The following is a 16,756-nucleotide window of genomic DNA, read 5'->3' on the forward strand; positions in this document are numbered from 1 at the left end:
AACCAAGAAAACATGTTTATCCGAATCTTCCAAATCGCTGCTTAGTCCCTATTGCGAATGCCCCTAGAACAAAGGGTTATTTAGTGTACCCAAAATCCATTTAAAGGGTACAAAGTCCCGATATTTCCGATCTCGACCACTCAAATCCCGTAAGCAACAAAGAGCTTCCTCCGAAGAGAAAGCTCTAAATATAATCAAGTCGTTAATCAACACCGTTTGACAAAGACCCAAAAAGACGAATGTTCGATTTATGAACAGGTTGATAAAGGTAGTTTTATGGGCAGGACAGCAGATAGCAGTCGAATAACGAAAGCGTTTTAGCTGTGGAAAATTCGGAGTTCAATAAATTTTTATGAACCTGTGGATAACTTTGTGGATAAGATTTAAGCTAGTCAAAATACCGTGATAGCTGAATTCTTCCAGGCGTGTCTCGAAAATTATGAACAGGCTGTGGATAAGTTGGAAACTGGTTTAACCGATTTTTAATAAAACGTTGGTATGACGGCGTTTACATTGGTACAATAAGAGCTAGGAAGTCGTATGCATTGAAAATGAATATTTAGTATTAGGCCATAAAAATTAGGCCACAAAGGAAAATAAATTAGGTGGCATAGCCTGTGGATAACTTTGTGGACAACTTAAAAAGAGGGAAAAGTTATGAACATTAAGCTAGTCGTAGTGGGAAAATTAAAGGAGAAATATTTTAAACAGGGGATTGCGGAATACGCTAAACGGTTATCGCGGTTTTGTAAATTCCAAATCGTGGAAGTTCCTGACGAAAAAGCACCTGAAAGTTTAAGTAACGCTGAGATGGCTCAGGTGATGCAAAAAGAGGGACAGCGAATTTTATCAAAAATCAAAGATCGGGAATACGTCTATGCGTTAGCTATTTTAGGGAAGGAGCGTTCATCGGAAGAATTTGCGAAGGAAATTAAGGACCTGACGACTTATGGCCATTCAGACCTTACGTTTGTGATTGGCGGATCATTGGGGTTAGCACCAGAAGTTTTGAAGCGGGCGGATACCCAGATCTCATTTGGTCGCTTTACGTTGCCCCATCAGCTGATGCGGTTAGTGTTAACTGAGCAGATCTACCGGGCGTTTATGATCAATGAAGGCAGTCCGTATCATAAGTGATGTGATTACAGTTTGTTTATGGAGGAAAAAACATGGCTGATTTTGAAGAGATTTTAAATTCCGGAAAATTGTATCGTGTTCAGGATAGCTCAGATAGCGATTCTCACTACCAGGAGTATCTACAGTTGATGGAAACCTTTAACCAACTGGGGTACACGAAAGCTGCCGAACAGAAAAAACAACAGATTTTAAAGCAGATATTTGCTGAAGTTGGTGATAATGCTTATATTCAGGCCCCTTATCATGCGATGTGGGGTGGCCACCATGTCCATTTGGGTGAAAAGGTCTACGTTAATTTTAACTGTACGTTTGTAGATGATGCGCAGATCTATATCGGTGCTGGCACCATGATTGCGCCTAACGTGACCATCATCGCGGCTTCGCACCCGGTATCACCGACTTTACGGGCGGAGGGATACGGGTGTAATTACCCGGTTCATATCGGCAAAAACGTGTGGCTGGCAGCCAACGTAACCGTTTTGCAAGGGGTCCACATTGGGGACAATTCAATTATTGCTGCCGGCTCATTGGTTACGAAAGACATTCCCGCTAACGTGATTGTGATGGGGACACCAGCCAAGGTGGTGAGGAAGATCACTGCGGATGATGAGGTTTATTATGATCACGGGAAATTGATTTCTGACAATAAGGTGTAAATGGTCTGTATCGGGCAAGAAATACCTGATAAAAGCCAGAACGACGGCAGTTACGGTACTTTTGTGTCGCAATCTGTCACTAAGTTAATCGAGCAGTTGCGGCAGCAAACCGGTAAAGCGATTTGGATCATGGGTGGTGCAAGTATCGTGAAGCCACTCATTGCTGCGGACTTGATTGATGAGTATCACCTGATGATTGTGCTAATTTCGCTGGGAGCTGGCGTTCGTTTATTTGAAGAATAGTTCCGGCAAATACCATTGTATTTAGTGAAATTCACCTCTGATAATGGTATATTCAATTGCGTTTAAAAGCGGCTGTTAAGGTATTTATAGCCCCAAATATTTAAAAAATCACCACGTTAGAATTCTTCAATGTGGTGATTTTTAGTCTCTAATTTTAATCACTACTAATGCCTAAAATTAGCCTGCCGATTGATTCGATGTAACAGGACTAGCATCGCCTGTTTCTCCTCATCATCCAACGGCGCACTGACCCGTTGCTCTAACTCAATGAACACGTTGTGGACAGATTGGACTAACTCTTGACCAGCAGGGGATAAATACAACTTCTTGCGTCGCTCATTATCGGCTGCAACACGACGGATAACCAGCTGCTGTGTTTCGAGAACCTTCAAGATATTGGTCGTTGAGGCTTCTTGTTTACCGAGGTAGCGGGATAGTTCCTTTTGAATCGATCCTGGATTATTGGCGATGAAATTCAAGGCCTGTGCCTGTAAAACATTGAGCCCATACTGTTTTAATTCGCGTTGAATAAATTTTTTCTCTTCACGAGTCACCTGGAAGAGCTGTTCTACCAATTCGTTATCTGTTCCTAAATTCATTTGGATCCTCCATGATTGGTTTAATCATCACTGACAATAAAGGAGTGACTTTTTAATTAAAATTACAAGTTTATTGTTGACAATCTTTTAAAATACGCATATTCTGTAGCTTGTATTTACAAGATTATTTTACCACACGGAGGTTAATATGTCTCTAACACCAGCACAAACCAAAGCATCGCGTCAGGAATTTAAAGAAAATATTAAACGGAGCGGTCTTAGTTTAACTGAGATTGCGGCTGCACTTGGGACTACAGCGGATGTGATCGCCCAATGTATTGATATGCATCCCCGCCGCATTGATGATAACTGGATCATTCGTAATTATCTACTGCAATATATGATCGACCATAATATTGAACCGGTGCCATTTAGTGCCTTGGTAGGCGACTATCATGATTACTGGTTCTTGAATCCGAAAATCGTTGCGCGCGGTATTATTGATTAGTTGATGAACCTTGAATTTAAATTTTAGGAGGAAAAATTATGTCAGATATCGAAGAAATCAGTCAATTAGTATTATGGGAACGCCAAGCTCGTGGCCGCGGCCTTGATGACGAGCTGGCCAACTGTTATTGGGAAGATGGCACGGTAACTACCAGCTGGTCTAAAGGTAACGCCCGCAAGACCTTTATTGGTCAGCGTCCCGTTGACTATGCCACTACATTGCCGTTAGTTGGTCGCTACGCTGCACCAATCGTTCATTTGAATGGTAACCGGGCCTACGCTGAGCTGCCTTCTACGACGAAGCACTGGGTCGATCTGGACGGCAACATTGCCATTGTTGAATCGTTTATGCGCCTGATCTACTGTGTCGAAAAACGCAACGGCAAATGGAAAATCAGCGATATGAGTGCCATTAATGAAGCTGACACGATTGCCCCTGAGATTCCCGGTGTTGACCTGCACATTGACGTCAAATTAGCTAAGAGTCTTCGGACTTCTTATCGGTACCTGGCCTACACCCGCATTAAAGCCGGGGGTAAAATTGGCCAAGATGGAATCGGTTCGGATAAACCCGAAACGGTCAAGCCGGTTTACGACCGGGCAAATGCTTGGATTAAATAGCGATTGAAAAGACGTAGCGTTTATCTATTAGATAAGCGCTGCGTCTTTTTAGTACAATTATTTACCTGTTTCATTCAATTCCAATAACCGTGCCCGTAAAGCATCATCATAAGCAGTCAGGTAGAGACCATACTTACCACGCTTGATTAAAACGTTCAAAACATTAGCGATAAACGCTTTATATTCGTCACGCGTAAACTTGATATCTTTGCGTTTCTTGAAAACTTCCTTGTGGGAATACTTTTCCGGAATAACGGTCATAGTATCGGTCTTTTTATCATAGCCAAATGACGGTCCGATAACCATGCCGACGTAATTTAGGTCAAAACCTTGTAAGGTATAAATCGTACCAACTTGGGTAATTGAACCTTCCCGTTTAGCCCATGGTGTGCGTTGTGGATCCCATTCGTCCCAAGGCAGGTTAAAGGTATCCATTTCAACGTTATGGCGACCATCAATGCGTGGAAAACCGGATGTGGCAACCATGCGGCTCATACCGTATTCTTTGTTACGCGCCTTAATTTTCTCAAACATCTCGCCAGCTTTATCGTAGACCTTGAATTCGAAGTCACTGTTGCGAGGGAATGGTTTGATTTTTTTTCTTCAGTTAAATCGTTCATCCAGGTGACTTGCTCATCACTGGCGACCATCCGATACTGGAAGTTCATCTCAAACCGTTTGTAAGGGTGGTTACCGATGGTTTTAAAGAGCAGGTCCTTATCCCAGTACATTTTGGATTGGAAAACCTGTTCAAAATCGTACACAACGACCACTACTTTGGCTAAATTCATCAGATCTGTTAGTTGGTTTTGACCGCGATAATGAGCGTAGGGTTCTGATTTGGAATAGAGCAGATGCGCTTCATCAACAAAGATAATGTCATATTTTTCGTGATTTTTTTGCGCGTAGTTGATCAGGGATGTGGGCCGCCGAATGGTGCTGACGTTCATATTAGGAATGGCAGTACCCATTTCACGGTAAGCCTTGTACAATTCGGGATGGTTGACCACCAGTGAGGTCTTATAGCGCTTATCAGTCATATACTGACGCACCAGTTCCATCAAAACAACCGACTTGCCGGTTCCCGCGGCCCCTTCAATAATGGCAACGGAGGACTGCTTACCGGTCAGACCTTGCTTGATATAGTCGTTGATATTAGTGATGACATTTTTTTGATCATCGGATAAATCATCGACGAAAAATTGAGCTTTTAAAACTTTGTTCATTGGTTTGGTCATTGGAAAACTCCTAATTGATTAATTATTTGATATTGTTGAGATTTTTAGATGGTTGTAAAATCACGCACCAAATAAACATTATACTGCTTAACGTATCAGTGATACCAGTGAACTGAAATTAAATTGTGTTCCGGACTTGTTTCGTTGCCTGCACCATTCGGGCCAAACCAGTCAGCGCGCCCGGTTCATCCAATAGTTTTAACCCGCAATCTGGATTGACCCAGATACGTGTTGGTCCAAGTTGCGCAATAGCAGCTTGTAATTTTGCCACCATTACGGCTTTTGTAGGCACTTTAAATTGAGCGGTATCGAACATCCCTAACCCTACTGGGGTGGCAAAATGGGCGTTATGTAACGCGTCTAACAGCGCTGGATCCGTTGCAGACAACGATAGTGCATCCGCATCCAACTGATCCAGTACGTCTAAAATATCCGTATACTGCTGATAGCACATATGAATATGAAATCGGGTGGTTGGCTGTAGGTGGCTTGCGACGAGTCGAATAACTGCAATTGCCCAGTTGAAATAGTTCGTGTACCAATCGCTCTGACGTAGCGGTAAGTGACTGCGAAAAGCCGGTTCATCAAATTGAATGATGTGAATGTTGTGCTCTTCTAGAGCATGTGCTTCATCTTGTAACGCCAGCGCGATTTGAGTAGCACTTATCCGTAAGGAAACGTCCTCACGCGGATAAGCCCAATTAACTAAAGTCAAAGGACCGGTCAGCACCCCTTTTACAGGACGTGTTGTTAAGCGCTGAGCGGCAACGGTTTCTGTGACGGTTATCGGATGTGTCCAGGCAATGTCGCCCCAGATAATCGGCGGTTGCGCACAATAGGTGCCGAAGGTCTGAATCCAAGCATGCTTTGTAAACAAAAACCCGCTGAGTTGATGATCAAAGTAACTGATCATATCATCACGACTATATTCACCAGTAACGAGAACGTCTAGTCCAAGTTTGGTTTGTTCCGTGAGGCATTCTTGCAAGCGTTTATGAGTTGCGTTTTGGAATTGCGCTTTTGTCAGCTGGCCCTGTTTGAAGGCCGTTACCCGTTGCTTATCGGCTGCAGTTTGTGGGAAGGAACCAATTGTCGTCATTGGCAGTACTGGTAACGGAATAGCCTGCTGTTGCCGCCGTTGCCGCTTTTTACGCTCAGGTCGGCGGTGATAATCAACCTTGGTTAACGCGTGAAGTCGGGTCGTCACCTGAACATTTTCAGCACCGCGTGAGTGATTGAACAGTCGTTGGTTAGCCGTTAGAAATTCAGGATTGCGTCCTGCTAGTAAGTTGTTTATGGCAACTAAATCAGTGAGCTTTTCCTCTGCGAATGCTAGATAGGGTCGCACGGTCTTAGGGAGCGCTGGTTCATTTGCTAAAGAAATTGGCAGATGAAGGAGCGAACACGAGGTAGAGAGCACCACGTGTTTAACTGGTAAACGGTGCAATAGGTCTAGTGAAGTTTGATAATTGGTGCGCCACACATTGCGGCCGTTAATGATGCCCGCAAAAAGGACCTTGTTATCTGGGAACCCCTTGTCTTGAATGCAGGCTTCAGTTTGCTGACCATCGATAAAATCTAGTCCAAGACCATCAAAATTTAATTGAGTTAATTGAGAATAGGCTTCTCGAACATCACCATAAGCAGTTTGGAGTAATATTTTTAGACGTCCTTTTTGGGGTAATAATGTGGTATATATCTGATTAAAAAGCTCTAAGTCGGCTTTTGTGGGGGCTAATACTAAAGCCGGTTCATCTAATTGCAGCCAATCAGCATTTAGTTGATCAAAACGATCAAATAATTGGGCGTAAGCAGTTACTAGACGATTCACGTAATCCGTAATTTTTTTAGTACTGGTGATTCGGCTGAGCTTTAATAATGTATAGGGCCCGATAATTGTTGGCCGAGCGTGATAGCCAAGTTGTTGTGCTTCTTTAAATTCGTCAAAGGGTTTGGTTCCAACCAGCTGAATAGTGGTGGGATCCTCTAGTTCAGGAATGAAATAACCATAGTGGGTGTTAAACCAAGTTGCCATCTTTAGCGGTGACAAGAAAGTTGTGTTTGCTTGCGTACCGCATGCCATCGCGAAATAGGTGTCTAGCGGTGAAAAATGCAATTGGCGAAAGCGTTGCGGAATAACATTAAAAAGTACAGCAGTGTCGAGTAATTGATCCTCATACGAAAAGTCATTAACCGGTAGCCAGTCAATACCAGCCTGAGCCTGTGTTTGCCAGCTTTGCTGTCGAGTTTGAGCTGCGACACGATTTAGTTCAGACGCACTAATCGTCTGTTTGTGATAAGCTTCAACGGCAGACTTCAATTCTAGGTGCCGACCGATATGCGGGTAGCCAATGATGGTCGTAGTCATGGATGGTCACACTCCTTCAACATTACTATTTTACCGCGTTGCTGCATGGGTTAGTAGGGGATGACCGATAAGCACAAATCAATCTCATCATGTTTAATGATGAGTTACGCTTAGTTTAATATTTCGTTACTTAGAAGCAGCTTAATGACTATAATTGACCTTGAGGTGAGTAGCATGACACGCGATGAACTAATTGAATATTGTCAAAATGAATACAATTCAGAAATTGATAAACCCTTTAAACACTTCCCAGACTACGTTGCCATTCGGCATCCAAATGGTAAGTGGTTTGGTCTGGTGATGAACGTACCGGCCAATAAGCTTGGTCTATCAGGTACGGATGAAATAGACGTTGTTGATTTAAAAGTTGAACCAGAATTGAATTCTATCTTGCAAGTTCAGCCGGGATTCTTGCCGGGTTATCATATGTCTAAAGTCCATTGGATCAGCGCGCGATTGGATAAGTTTAAAAAAGTCGATGAGCTGGCTGATTTAATTGAGGGCAGTTATAATGCAACAATGTGATTGGAACTCTTTTAGAATGAACAGCAAAGACGCATTCTTTTGACAGATTTTGAGCTGTCTAAGAATACGTCTTTTGTATTTTTAAGTTTATTCGTCCATAAAATGTTTCATGTGAAACATTGATGTTAGCTTAATTCTAATTTAAGGCTTCAATTACTTGTTGTGTTGACCGTACCTGTCCCATTTTAGGGAAGATCGTTTCTGTTTCAAAAGTTTGGGCTTCTTGCGACCAGGCTGTCATGGCGTCTTCGACAAAGATTTGGTTGTAACCGCGGTCATAGGCGTCACGGGCGGTAGTATCTACACCATACTCAGTGGCAACCCCAAAGAGAACGATAGTATCAATGTAACGGCGACGTAATTCCATTTCTAAATCAGTGCCGTAAAAACCACTCCAGGCGATTTTAGGGGTTACGTGGACACCGTCGACTGCAGCTAATTCTGGTAATAATTCTGGCTTAGCAATTGGCGCTTTACCAGTCTTCAACGGCATATCAGTTTTAGGCATTACCCGATCTTTGCCATCAGTGACAGGAATCTGGGTCAAATCGATAAAAGCACCAGCCTTAGCAGCTGCATTAGCGAGCTTAATGGCGTTGTTGCTCACTTGTTGGTAAGTGTAAGGGACGTAAGGCAGATTCAAACCAGCGTGCAGATCGATGCCAACGAAAGCGGTGTGTTTTGGATCAATGATTAATTCAGTCATAATAATTACCTCCTAAGGTAGAAAATTAATTGCGGCTTAATAGTTTTTCAGCATTCGTACTAAAAATCTTGTTTTTAGAGTTTGGATCAATTGGTAAATCTTCAACGAATTTACGGGTATCTGCCATTGAAACGTAGGGGTAGTCAACGGAAAAGAGGATGTGGTCGGCACCGACTTGCGAATAGAGTTCCATAAATTGCGGTTCAGAATTATAGCCTGAAATCGTATAGTAGATATTATTCTGCAGGTAATAGCTGACCGGATGCTGTAATTTAGAAATTTCGGGTGGTAATAAGGTATCTAATCGTTGAACGGCGAACATTAAGCCTTCACCTAAATGGCCGGTCACTAATTTCAAGTTCGGGTGCTTATCGAAAACACCGCCTAAGATCAAGTGAATAATGTGAATGGCCGTTTCGATGTGCCAGCCGAAACCAGCTGAACTGAACTGGGCAGTGACCTGTTCCGAAAAGTTACCGCGATAACATTCATCAATAACCGTTTTTGAAGGTAGTCCCGGGTGTAAATAGATTGGGACGTTCAATTCTTCAGCTTTAGCGAAGATGGGGTCGAAATCAGGATCATCCATGTAACGACCTTGGCTGGTACCGTTGATGAGAGCGCCGGAAAAGCCATATTCAGTTACCGTTCGTTCTAGTTCAGCAGCTGCTTCTTTTGGTGCGCTGGTTGGCAGTGTCGCAAAGCCACCGAAACGGTCTGGATATTTTTGAAATGCTTTGCCGAGAAGATCATTCGTCTTTTTAGCCAACGGAACGGCTTTTTCAGGATCCATATTTTCGGTTGCTGGTGCAGTGAGCGAAATAATTTGCCGATCAATACCAGCCGCATCCATTTCGTCAATCCGATTTTGACCAAGATTCTCGCAGCGGTCTAAAATTTGGCGAATTGCTTTTGCTTGAGGGGTGTCACCGGTTTTAATGTTAGTTTCAAAGTCTGGGGTAATGAAGTGTTCTTCTAAAGAGATGATGGGTTGTTTTGTCATGTTGGTAGTACCTCCGATAGGATTAATGACTAAAGTGTGATAAACTTAATTAATAAGTTTAATTCTTAATTGCCAAGTTAATGTTGTTAATGATAAACTTAATCATTAAGTTTAGCAAGCACTTTTTTAATTTTTAGGAGAGGTTACCGTGAAAAAAAGAATTTTAAATGAGGAATTAGTGATTGGCGCAGCGGTGGAAGTTGCAAAAGAATCTGGTTTTGAAGCTGTGACGTTAAGCCGGGTAGCCAAGAAACTCGATATTCAGCCTCAGTCAATGTACCGCTATGCAGACAATAGCTATGACTTACGAGGCAAGACCATGGCTAAGGGTCTGCAGGAACTACTGACCTATTTATATCAGAATTTAGTGGGCGAAAGCGGTAAGGCTGCGTTGAAGAAGCTGGCGTTGATCATGGTTTTTGGTAACCAAGAGCAGGCACTCCCAATTAATTTGGGGTTACTCTCTCAATATCGAGAGCACCCAGCCGTTACTGAAGCATTTCAAGGACTGCACGGACTGATTGTTCAACTACTGAAAGGTAGTATTCAGGACGAAGAGGATTTACGACAGACTGCCCAATTGCTGATTGATCTAGTTTTGGGTGAGAATATTTCGGTTCACTCACAGACAAAAACTAACCAGAAAACGGTTCAAGTTGATTTTGAAAAAAACTTGGACCGGGTGTTAGCCTTAGTTATGGATTAAAGCTACTATAGAAGATAAAGAAACGACTCAATCCAGATAGGATTGAGTCGTTTGTTGATTCATTATTAACGTTTAAAGGTAATGGCACCGAAATCTTCATTACCAGTGTAATTACCAGAAAGACCTTCAACGTGTTTAGGAACAAAGTAAAAGTGCTTTGAACTAACGATCTTTACTTTAATCAGTTCTGAGTATTTTTTTGAATAGTGCAGCCGACCATAGTAAGTTGACTTGCTGTGTTTCTTTAGTCCAGTCAGCGACCAATGACCATGGCCAACCGTCATATGATTACCCTTAAAAGTGGTTTTATCATGATAACCGCCGGAAGTACCGTCAGTCAAGCGATACCAGCGATGACTGCGGACTGCTGAAGGCAAATACGTGGTTTTCGCGTTGGCTGTTAGCGGTGCGGAAAAGATTGGTAAGAGCATACCTGCAGCCAGTGTCAGTGCAACGATGCGTGTTGATTTTATCATTAAGTGTCATCTTCCTTAGTAGATTTATGAACGGCATCATTATACCGCAATCTAATCGGATAATCCTATCCAACGATAATTAAAATTTAATTATCTCCCGCCGACATCTTACGCGCATCAATCAATTGACTATCCAAGAACCAATACTGGTGCCAATCACCAACTAAAGCGGTGAAGGGAACGGGCTGTTTACCGGCGTCTTCAACCTTTTCAGTCAGGTAGTTTCGCAGGATCCAAGGATCGTTCAGTGAGCTTTGGGTTAGCGTGAATAGGTGATCTAATTTGGTGAGGCTGATCTGCAGGTCACTGGCAACTTGTTCCTTGGTTAAACCGCTGAGTTCAAAATTTTGTTGTAGTTCATTTCTGGTGTTTTTCATTTGTTGTGGATTCAGTGACATTTTATTAGATTCCTTTCGCTTTAAGACTTAGTTTAAATGGAAAATTCTTTCGGCGTTACCATGCGTAAATGCTTCTAGCTGATCAGGTGTTAGGTCAGTATTATCAAGGAATGTCCGCCCATTTTTAGGCTGCTTGTAGGGGTAATCGATGGAATAGATCAGGTGTTCTGGGCCCATTTCAGCCAGCAAAAAGTTCAACTGCGGTTTGCTTAAGATCCCGCTTGGAGTGACATAGACGTTGTTGCGGTAGTAATCAGAGAATGACTTCTTCAAGCCGTCATAAGCATCTAATTCATCGTCCAGCCGTTCTAAGAACATTGGGACTAATTCACCCCAGTGACCAGAAACAAGCTTCAAGTTAGGCAGTTTGTCGAAGATGCCAGAAACAATCATCCGCATGACTTGAATTCCCACGTCCATGTGCCAGCCATAACCAGCAGATGACAGGATTCCCGTGACCACATCAGACCAGTTATCACTGGTAAAGTAATGCTGCGTTACGCTTGGTGCAATAAATGATGGGTGGAAGTAAACTGGAACGTCCAACTTGCTAGCCATCTCAAAAATTGGGAGGAAGAAGGGGTCGTCGAAGTATTTATTTTGATAGTTACCCTTGAGTAGGACGCCGTTGAAATGTAGGTCATTAACCGCGCGTTTCAGTTCCGTTGCGGCAGCGGCTGGATCACCCACGGGCAGTACTGCTAATGCACCAAAACGGGTCGGGTTAGTCTTGACAGCTTTGGCAAGTTCATCGTTAGCGTCTTGGCAGAGCTTAACGGCAACCTTTGGATCAAGGTTCTGCGGTGATGAATTACCGTATGACAAAACCTGTTGGTCGATGTCGAATTTATCCATAAATTCGATTCGGTCTTTAGTGACGTCCTGCATAATTGTGGGAGTTGGTAGAGTAGTTTGCATATAATGCAGCATATCTTTGCTGACGTTGGGCATGGCTGCTTTACCAACAGCCTGATTAATTTCCTGTGTAATTTTAGCAGATTCAAAATGTTCTTCTACTGTAATGATCTTCATTGTTCTGACCTCTTTATTAAAAATAATGATGTTTGTACTTTGACGCTACATTGAGTATTATAGAGGGCAATAAAATGGCATGAAAGGAAGATACGAGACATATACGGGTCTTGTGTCGCAGTAGATAAATGGCGCGAGCATTTTTAAATAATTCAATTAAAATCGATCAGCGTAAACAACGGTCACACGAGAAGTTATTTCAAGCAGTGCTGGAAAAGTACCGGGCTGGCGTGCCCTTTAAACAGATTGAGATTAAAGCCTTTTGTCGAGATGCGGGGGTCTCGCGAGCGACTTTCTATCGGCGCTATAAAGATTTAGCGGACATTATCGTGGTTCATTTTCTGATCGTGATTGAAGATCTTAAGCAGCAAATTGATGCACTATCGCAACCCAACTTTGAGAACAGCAGCCAAATTGTGGTGTCTGAGATCGAGGCTAATTTAGACTTGGTCAGGCTGGTTTCTTGGAGCGGCACACAGCAGGCAGTTCAGTCGGTACTCAGCGGTACCGCACAGCAGATCCTGATTTTACGGGATTATCCAGCTTCTAAGCGACAGTTTATCAGCCAGTTTCTGGGGGCTGCAATTTTAAATTTTGCCCAAGAAGTCGCTGACTCTCCTGAACCGCTTTCCGGTGCAGAAGTCCTGGGATTATACCGGTTATTGATCCCCAATAGTTTACAGTAAATAAAAATAACGTTAGCAGGACTCTGACTTGAGACCTCGCTAACGTTATTTACTTATCCGTGTTTTCGCGGATCTGATTCAGTGGCGATTGTTTATCAGGGGTAATGATGCCGGCTTTGATCATCAGGCGGATGGTTTCTCGCAAATGATGCGTCAAGGCAGTCTGTTCATCTGCTGATAGGGTCTCGGTGTGAGCCCGAATACGGTCGGCAATTAGCTGACTATGCTCGCGGATGATGGTTTTACCATGTTCAGTACCGTAAACGTTGACTATCCGGCGATTATTTTCATTATGGCGCCGTTCAACTAAACTGCGATTTTCTAGTGAGGTAATCAAACGGGTCAGCTGGGCGCGTGAAATGCCGGTGATATCGGCCAGCTGACTCATACTGGTACCTTGTCGTGAGTAGACGTTTTTTAAAGTCATTGCTTGCAGATGCGTCAGGCCAAATTCTGCTAACGTTCGATTTTCGGTGATAGCCTGAGTGAGATCGGTAAATAGCTGTTCTAGTTCTAGGGCATCGTCGTTACTAGATGTCATCTCATCACTTCCTTAGTAGAATAAAATGGGTTTTAGTAGCTGATTGTAAATAATTGACAACTATCAAGTGTAAGTATAAAGTAGATTATTGTCAATTATAGACTACTTATTATTGTTGACAATAATATTAAAAAATAACGTTTGATTGAAAGGAACGTGGCCACTAATGAACGATTTTGAAGCAATTAGTCAATTGGTTTTAAAGGAACGGATGTATCGTGGACGGCATGTTAAAGAAGCCGCTGATTGTTATTTTCCTGATGCGACCGTGACAACTAGCTGGCAAAGCGGGCCGGTTTCAACCTTTTTAGGTAAGCACCCGGTCGATTTTGATAATCCATTGCCAATGACTGGCCGTTTCGGCACACCTATCGTCCATCAAAATGGTGACCGGGCCTACGTTGAGCTTTCATCAACCACTAACCACTGGCAGATGGTCAATGACGTCGAAGCGGTGATCGAATCGTATATGCGTCTGATTTATCGGGTCGAGAAACGCAACGGCGATTGGAAGATCGTTAATTTAACCTCAATTGATGAAGCTGATAAAATGCAGCCGGCAATTCCTGGTCAAGAGCTTAAAGTTAACCCGGATGACGTCGCTAATCTACGTAAGAGTTACCGTTGGTTGGCTTATGGTCGTTTAAATGCTGGTGGCAAGATCAGCCAAGACCTGTTAGGGACCGACCGTAAAGCAGACGAAGATGGTCTTTATCAAAAAGCAGAGGATTGGATTCACGAAAAAGATTAATTAAACAACCTTTTTTGAAATTCATAGATAAGGAGCATTCAATTATGTCAGATAAAAACGAAATCATTACATTAATTACCGGTGCTGATAAGGGGATTGGATTTGAAACCGCGCAAGCACTTGGTCAAAAGGGCCAGCACGTATTAATCGGCGCCCGCAATCAAGAACGCGGTGAAAAAGCCGTTAAACAGCTCGAAGCAGCAGGGGTCAAAGCTGATTTTATTCAATTAGATGTGACTGATAAAGCACAGATCAAAACGGCTGCCGATAAAATCAAGACCGATTACGGTTATCTTAGCATTTTGATCAATAATGCCGGAATTGCCATGGATCACCATCAACCAGCCTCACAGCTTAGCACCGATACGATTCGGCAGGATTTTGATGTTAATTATTTTGGCCTGATCGATGTTACTCAGGCGATGATTCCACTGTTAAAGGCGGGCAAGCCGGCTAAAATTATCAACGTGGCCAGCAACATGGGGTCAATGGGCTTGGCTAGTGACCCTAACTCACGGTTCTATAAAGTGAATTCACTGGGCTATCAATCATCGAAAGCATCCGTTAACTTTGCAACGATCATCTTCAGTAAAGAACTGGCAGCGGATGACATTACCGTTAACTCTGTTAATCCAGGCTGGACAGCTACTGGTTTCGGTGGCCGTCCAGAAGATGCACCGGCTCCAGCAGGTATGCAGGACGTGGCAACCGGTGCAGCGCAGATCATTAAAATGGCCAGTTTACCACAGGGTGATAAAACGACCGGTACCTTTACGGAAAATGCCGGAACATTGCCTTGGTAAACGGGTTGTTGTAAGCAATTGGTCATGCAAACGGAAGGGAAGCATTCGAGATGCAGGCTGTTGTTTTAAATGAACCGGGCGATGCCGGCGTACTCAAAGTGACCGAGGTGCCTACGCCAAAAGTCAAACCGGGCTGGTCCTTAATTAAAATCAAGGGTTTTGGGATTAACCGTTCGGAGATCTTTACGCGAAATGGCTGGTCGCCAACCGTTAATTTACCGCGGATATTAGGCATTGAAGGGGTTGGCGAAATTGCAGATACTACGGATCCTAAACGCTTGCCAAAAGGGCAAACGGTGGTGACATTGATGCATGGCATGGGTCGTGAGTTCGATGGGAGTTACGCTGAATATGCACTGATTCCTAATGACAGTATCTATCCGATAAAAACGACATTAAGTTGGACCAATTTAGCAGCGATTCCAGAAACTTATTTTACTGCTTACGGTTCACTATTAAACCTCAAGATCACTGGGTCTGATTCATTATTGATTCGCGGTGCCACCAGTGGAGTTGGTGTAGCAGCTGCTAAACTGGCTAGGGTCATGGCGCCCAGAATTAAAATTTACGGGACGACTCGCAACTTGGCTAAAAGTGATGAGCTGGCTAATGTGGGCTTTGACGGTGTGATTGAAGACCGTCATAATGACCTGCAAACAGATTGCCAATTTGACAAGGTTTTAGAATTAGTCGGTGAATTAACCTTGGTAGATTCGCTGCAGTACCTGCACGAAGGCAGTATCCTTTGCCTGACTGGTTCCGTGGGTGGTAGCTGGAGCGTTAAGAATTTTGGATTAATTGGGACACTACCATCTGGGGCCTATCTGATCGATTTTAGTTCCGACAGCGTCACTGAGGATCGGTTCAATGATTTGTTAAGTATCATTGATAAGAATAAACTGGATGTCGCACCAGTTAGAACGTTTGATTTAGCGCATACTGGTGATGCACAGGCTTACCTGGATAGTCAGCATAGCTTTGGAAAAGTCGTTGTTTTACCTTAAATAGTGAACTACTCGTCACTAAAGTAACGAGCTTCTAGGAACACCGCTGACTTACACAGCATTCTCCGAATGTCATGCAGCGGTTACGGCTATTTACTAAGGCACGTTCCATGCCAGATAGTCTTTTAGATGCTAAGTTACGCAGTCACTTGTAGAATATTAACTGCGGCATTGATGTCTCGATCATGACTAACGCCACAATTAGGACAGGTCCACTGTCTAATATCTAAAGTATGCTTACCATCATCATAGCCACAACTTGAACAAATCTGGGAGGTTTTTCTAGGGTTTACAGCGACTAGCTGTTTCCTATACCAAGCGCACTTATATTCCAGCATTCGACGCAATTCCCGCCAGCTTTGGTTAGCAATCGCTCTGGCAAGTTTGTGATTTTTAAGCAGATTCTTGGTTTTCAAATCTTCTATTTTAATCACATCATATTGTGCTACCAAAGTTTTAGTTAACGTATTTAAGTAATTGTTACGCTGGTTGGCTATTTTTTCCGCATACTTAGCGACCATTCTTTTAGCTTTTTGATAGTTCTTAAAGTCAGCAAGCTCGCGGGGTTCGCTGACTTTGTTATGCTTGTCCCAGGCGATTTCTTGCTGGGCTTGTAACCTTCTTCGAGCCAACCTTTTTTCCCAGTAATGCTGCTTTTTACTGAGTCGTTTATCAAAGCGAATCGTTGGGTATTTCACGCCATCGGAGGTGATCATCAAGTCAGCAACCCCCAGATCAATACCGACTGGATTACCGGTCTTAGCTAAGGGCTTAATATCAGTGTCGACTAGAATGACGGCATAGAACTTACCAGTA

The 16,756-nt window shown here is 43.2% G+C and carries 20 protein-coding genes and 1 pseudogene; 11 read left to right on the top strand and 10 right to left on the bottom strand.

The genetic code is table 11. The annotated features are described in order from the left end of the window. The first annotated feature begins 657 nt into the window (after positions 1–657). From rlmH to FFM73_RS10385, 3 genes are read left to right on the top strand one after another with little or no spacing between them, the layout of a single operon-like run. The gene (gene rlmH / locus FFM73_RS10375; RefSeq protein WP_137631665.1) at positions 658–1,137 is read left to right on the top strand and encodes a 23S rRNA (pseudouridine(1915)-N(3))-methyltransferase RlmH; all 480 of its coding nucleotides are present in this window, start codon (positions 658–660) and stop codon (positions 1,135–1,137) included. Between the two features lie 32 nt (positions 1,138–1,169). Continuing rightward, complete coding sequence (locus FFM73_RS10380; protein WP_137631666.1) at positions 1,170–1,793, top strand: sugar O-acetyltransferase; 624 nt, start codon at positions 1,170–1,172, stop codon at positions 1,791–1,793. Then, positions 1,794–2,036, top strand: coding sequence for a dihydrofolate reductase family protein (locus FFM73_RS10385; protein ID WP_137631667.1), 243 nt, complete (start codon positions 1,794–1,796; stop codon positions 2,034–2,036). It abuts the gene before it with no gap. A gap of 164 nt (positions 2,037–2,200) precedes the next feature. Here FFM73_RS10385 and FFM73_RS10390 read toward each other — a convergent pair whose 3' ends face one another. After that, the gene (locus FFM73_RS10390; protein WP_137631668.1) at positions 2,201–2,635 is read right to left on the bottom strand and encodes a MarR family winged helix-turn-helix transcriptional regulator; all 435 of its coding nucleotides are present in this window, start codon (positions 2,633–2,635) and stop codon (positions 2,201–2,203) included. A gap of 148 nt (positions 2,636–2,783) precedes the next feature. Here FFM73_RS10390 and FFM73_RS10395 point away from each other — a divergent pair, with 148 nt between their 5' ends. Continuing rightward, complete coding sequence (locus tag FFM73_RS10395) at positions 2,784–3,083, top strand: DUF2316 family protein (RefSeq protein WP_137631669.1); 300 nt, start codon at positions 2,784–2,786, stop codon at positions 3,081–3,083. Between the two features lie 38 nt (positions 3,084–3,121). Then, positions 3,122–3,703: a nuclear transport factor 2 family protein gene (locus tag FFM73_RS10400; RefSeq protein WP_137631670.1), complete on the top strand. Its 582-nt coding sequence runs from the start codon at positions 3,122–3,124 to the stop codon at positions 3,701–3,703. Between the two features lie 57 nt (positions 3,704–3,760). Here FFM73_RS10400 and FFM73_RS13200 read toward each other — a convergent pair. After that, a pseudogene (locus FFM73_RS13200) lies at positions 3,761–4,941 on the bottom strand (DUF2075 domain-containing protein). 118 nt (positions 4,942–5,059) lie between these two features. Beyond that, complete coding sequence (gene metE / locus FFM73_RS10410) at positions 5,060–7,309, bottom strand: 5-methyltetrahydropteroyltriglutamate--homocysteine S-methyltransferase (protein WP_137631671.1); 2,250 nt, start codon at positions 7,307–7,309, stop codon at positions 5,060–5,062. A 174-nt stretch (positions 7,310–7,483) separates the two neighbouring features. Here metE and FFM73_RS10415 point away from each other — a divergent pair, with 174 nt between their 5' ends. Next, positions 7,484–7,834: an MmcQ/YjbR family DNA-binding protein gene (locus tag FFM73_RS10415; RefSeq protein ID WP_137631672.1), complete on the top strand. Its 351-nt coding sequence runs from the start codon at positions 7,484–7,486 to the stop codon at positions 7,832–7,834. A gap of 136 nt (positions 7,835–7,970) precedes the next feature. Here the strand turns inward: FFM73_RS10415 and FFM73_RS10420 are convergent, their stop codons facing one another. Beyond that, complete coding sequence (locus tag FFM73_RS10420; protein WP_137631673.1) at positions 7,971–8,540, bottom strand: isochorismatase family protein; 570 nt, start codon at positions 8,538–8,540, stop codon at positions 7,971–7,973. Positions 8,541–8,565: 25 nt separating this feature from the next. Beyond that, positions 8,566–9,543, bottom strand: coding sequence for an amidohydrolase family protein (locus FFM73_RS10425; protein ID WP_137631674.1), 978 nt, complete (start codon positions 9,541–9,543; stop codon positions 8,566–8,568). A 148-nt stretch (positions 9,544–9,691) separates the two neighbouring features. Here FFM73_RS10425 and FFM73_RS10430 point away from each other — a divergent pair, with 148 nt between their 5' ends. After that, positions 9,692–10,249, top strand: a complete 558-nt coding sequence (locus FFM73_RS10430; protein ID WP_137631675.1) for a TetR/AcrR family transcriptional regulator — start codon at positions 9,692–9,694, stop codon at positions 10,247–10,249. A 65-nt stretch (positions 10,250–10,314) separates the two neighbouring features. On the opposite strand, the gene FFM73_RS10435 is transcribed toward FFM73_RS10430, so the two are convergent. The 3 genes from FFM73_RS10435 to FFM73_RS10445 form a co-directional block, all read right to left on the bottom strand. Further along, entirely contained in the window at positions 10,315–10,725 is a 411-nt protein-coding gene (locus FFM73_RS10435) for a hypothetical protein (protein WP_137631676.1), read from the bottom strand. A gap of 86 nt (positions 10,726–10,811) precedes the next feature. After that, positions 10,812–11,123, bottom strand: coding sequence for a DUF2316 family protein (locus tag FFM73_RS10440; protein ID WP_137631677.1), 312 nt, complete (start codon positions 11,121–11,123; stop codon positions 10,812–10,814). A 27-nt stretch (positions 11,124–11,150) separates the two neighbouring features. Then, complete coding sequence (locus tag FFM73_RS10445; protein WP_137631678.1) at positions 11,151–12,155, bottom strand: amidohydrolase family protein; 1,005 nt, start codon at positions 12,153–12,155, stop codon at positions 11,151–11,153. A gap of 128 nt (positions 12,156–12,283) precedes the next feature. Between FFM73_RS10445 and FFM73_RS10450 the strand changes: the two genes are divergently transcribed. Next, on the top strand, positions 12,284–12,841 hold the full coding sequence (locus FFM73_RS10450; RefSeq protein WP_137631679.1) for a TetR/AcrR family transcriptional regulator: 558 nt from the start codon (positions 12,284–12,286) through the stop codon (positions 12,839–12,841). Positions 12,842–12,890: 49 nt separating this feature from the next. Here the strand turns inward: FFM73_RS10450 and FFM73_RS10455 are convergent, their stop codons facing one another. Beyond that, positions 12,891–13,382 (bottom strand): MarR family winged helix-turn-helix transcriptional regulator, encoded by a 492-nt coding sequence (locus FFM73_RS10455; protein WP_137631680.1) that lies wholly within the window; start codon positions 13,380–13,382, stop codon positions 12,891–12,893. 166 nt (positions 13,383–13,548) lie between these two features. Between FFM73_RS10455 and FFM73_RS12795 the strand changes: the two genes are divergently transcribed. From FFM73_RS12795 to FFM73_RS10470, 3 genes are read left to right on the top strand one after another with little or no spacing between them, the layout of a single operon-like run. Next, entirely contained in the window at positions 13,549–14,133 is a 585-nt protein-coding gene (locus tag FFM73_RS12795; RefSeq protein ID WP_171001277.1) for a hypothetical protein, read from the top strand. A 44-nt stretch (positions 14,134–14,177) separates the two neighbouring features. Further along, positions 14,178–14,936, top strand: a complete 759-nt coding sequence (locus FFM73_RS10465; RefSeq protein WP_137631681.1) for an SDR family oxidoreductase — start codon at positions 14,178–14,180, stop codon at positions 14,934–14,936. Between the two features lie 50 nt (positions 14,937–14,986). Next, the gene (locus FFM73_RS10470) at positions 14,987–15,940 is read left to right on the top strand and encodes a zinc-binding dehydrogenase (RefSeq protein ID WP_137631682.1); all 954 of its coding nucleotides are present in this window, start codon (positions 14,987–14,989) and stop codon (positions 15,938–15,940) included. Between the two features lie 137 nt (positions 15,941–16,077). Here the strand turns inward: FFM73_RS10470 and FFM73_RS10475 are convergent. Beyond that, positions 16,078–16,756: RNA-guided endonuclease TnpB family protein (locus FFM73_RS10475; RefSeq protein WP_137631683.1), on the bottom strand; the 679-nt coding region annotated here is incomplete at its 5' end.

The organism is Secundilactobacillus hailunensis (assembly GCF_005405185.1).
Taxonomy (GTDB): Bacteria; Bacillota; Bacilli; order Lactobacillales; family Lactobacillaceae; genus Secundilactobacillus; species Secundilactobacillus hailunensis.

Bases quoted from the DNA above. Each gene is read 5' to 3' on its own strand.
- FFM73_RS10420 (WP_137631673.1), bottom strand. From the start codon at position 8,540: ATGACTGAATTAATCATTGATCCAAAACACACCGCTTTCGTTGGCATC.
- FFM73_RS10400 (WP_137631670.1), top strand. From the start codon at position 3,122: ATGTCAGATATCGAAGAAATCAGTCAATTAGTATTATGGGAACGCCAA.
- FFM73_RS10390 (WP_137631668.1), bottom strand. From the start codon at position 2,635: ATGAATTTAGGAACAGATAACGAATTGGTAGAACAGCTCTTCCAGGTG.
- FFM73_RS10385 (WP_137631667.1), top strand. From the start codon at position 1,794: ATGGTCTGTATCGGGCAAGAAATACCTGATAAAAGCCAGAACGACGGC.
- FFM73_RS10415 (WP_137631672.1), top strand. From the start codon at position 7,484: ATGACACGCGATGAACTAATTGAATATTGTCAAAATGAATACAATTCA.
- FFM73_RS12795 (WP_171001277.1), top strand. From the start codon at position 13,549: ATGAACGATTTTGAAGCAATTAGTCAATTGGTTTTAAAGGAACGGATG.
- FFM73_RS10395 (WP_137631669.1), top strand. From the start codon at position 2,784: ATGTCTCTAACACCAGCACAAACCAAAGCATCGCGTCAGGAATTTAAA.
- metE (WP_137631671.1), bottom strand. From the start codon at position 7,309: ATGACTACGACCATCATTGGCTACCCGCATATCGGTCGGCACCTAGAA.
- FFM73_RS10425 (WP_137631674.1), bottom strand. From the start codon at position 9,543: ATGACAAAACAACCCATCATCTCTTTAGAAGAACACTTCATTACCCCA.
- FFM73_RS10470 (WP_137631682.1), top strand. From the start codon at position 14,987: ATGCAGGCTGTTGTTTTAAATGAACCGGGCGATGCCGGCGTACTCAAA.
- FFM73_RS10435 (WP_137631676.1), bottom strand. From the start codon at position 10,725: ATGATAAAATCAACACGCATCGTTGCACTGACACTGGCTGCAGGTATG.
- FFM73_RS10465 (WP_137631681.1), top strand. From the start codon at position 14,178: ATGTCAGATAAAAACGAAATCATTACATTAATTACCGGTGCTGATAAG.
- rlmH (WP_137631665.1), top strand. From the start codon at position 658: ATGAACATTAAGCTAGTCGTAGTGGGAAAATTAAAGGAGAAATATTTT.
- FFM73_RS10450 (WP_137631679.1), top strand. From the start codon at position 12,284: ATGGCGCGAGCATTTTTAAATAATTCAATTAAAATCGATCAGCGTAAA.
- FFM73_RS10440 (WP_137631677.1), bottom strand. From the start codon at position 11,123: ATGTCACTGAATCCACAACAAATGAAAAACACCAGAAATGAACTACAA.
- FFM73_RS10380 (WP_137631666.1), top strand. From the start codon at position 1,170: ATGGCTGATTTTGAAGAGATTTTAAATTCCGGAAAATTGTATCGTGTT.
- FFM73_RS10455 (WP_137631680.1), bottom strand. From the start codon at position 13,382: ATGACATCTAGTAACGACGATGCCCTAGAACTAGAACAGCTATTTACC.
- FFM73_RS10445 (WP_137631678.1), bottom strand. From the start codon at position 12,155: ATGAAGATCATTACAGTAGAAGAACATTTTGAATCTGCTAAAATTACA.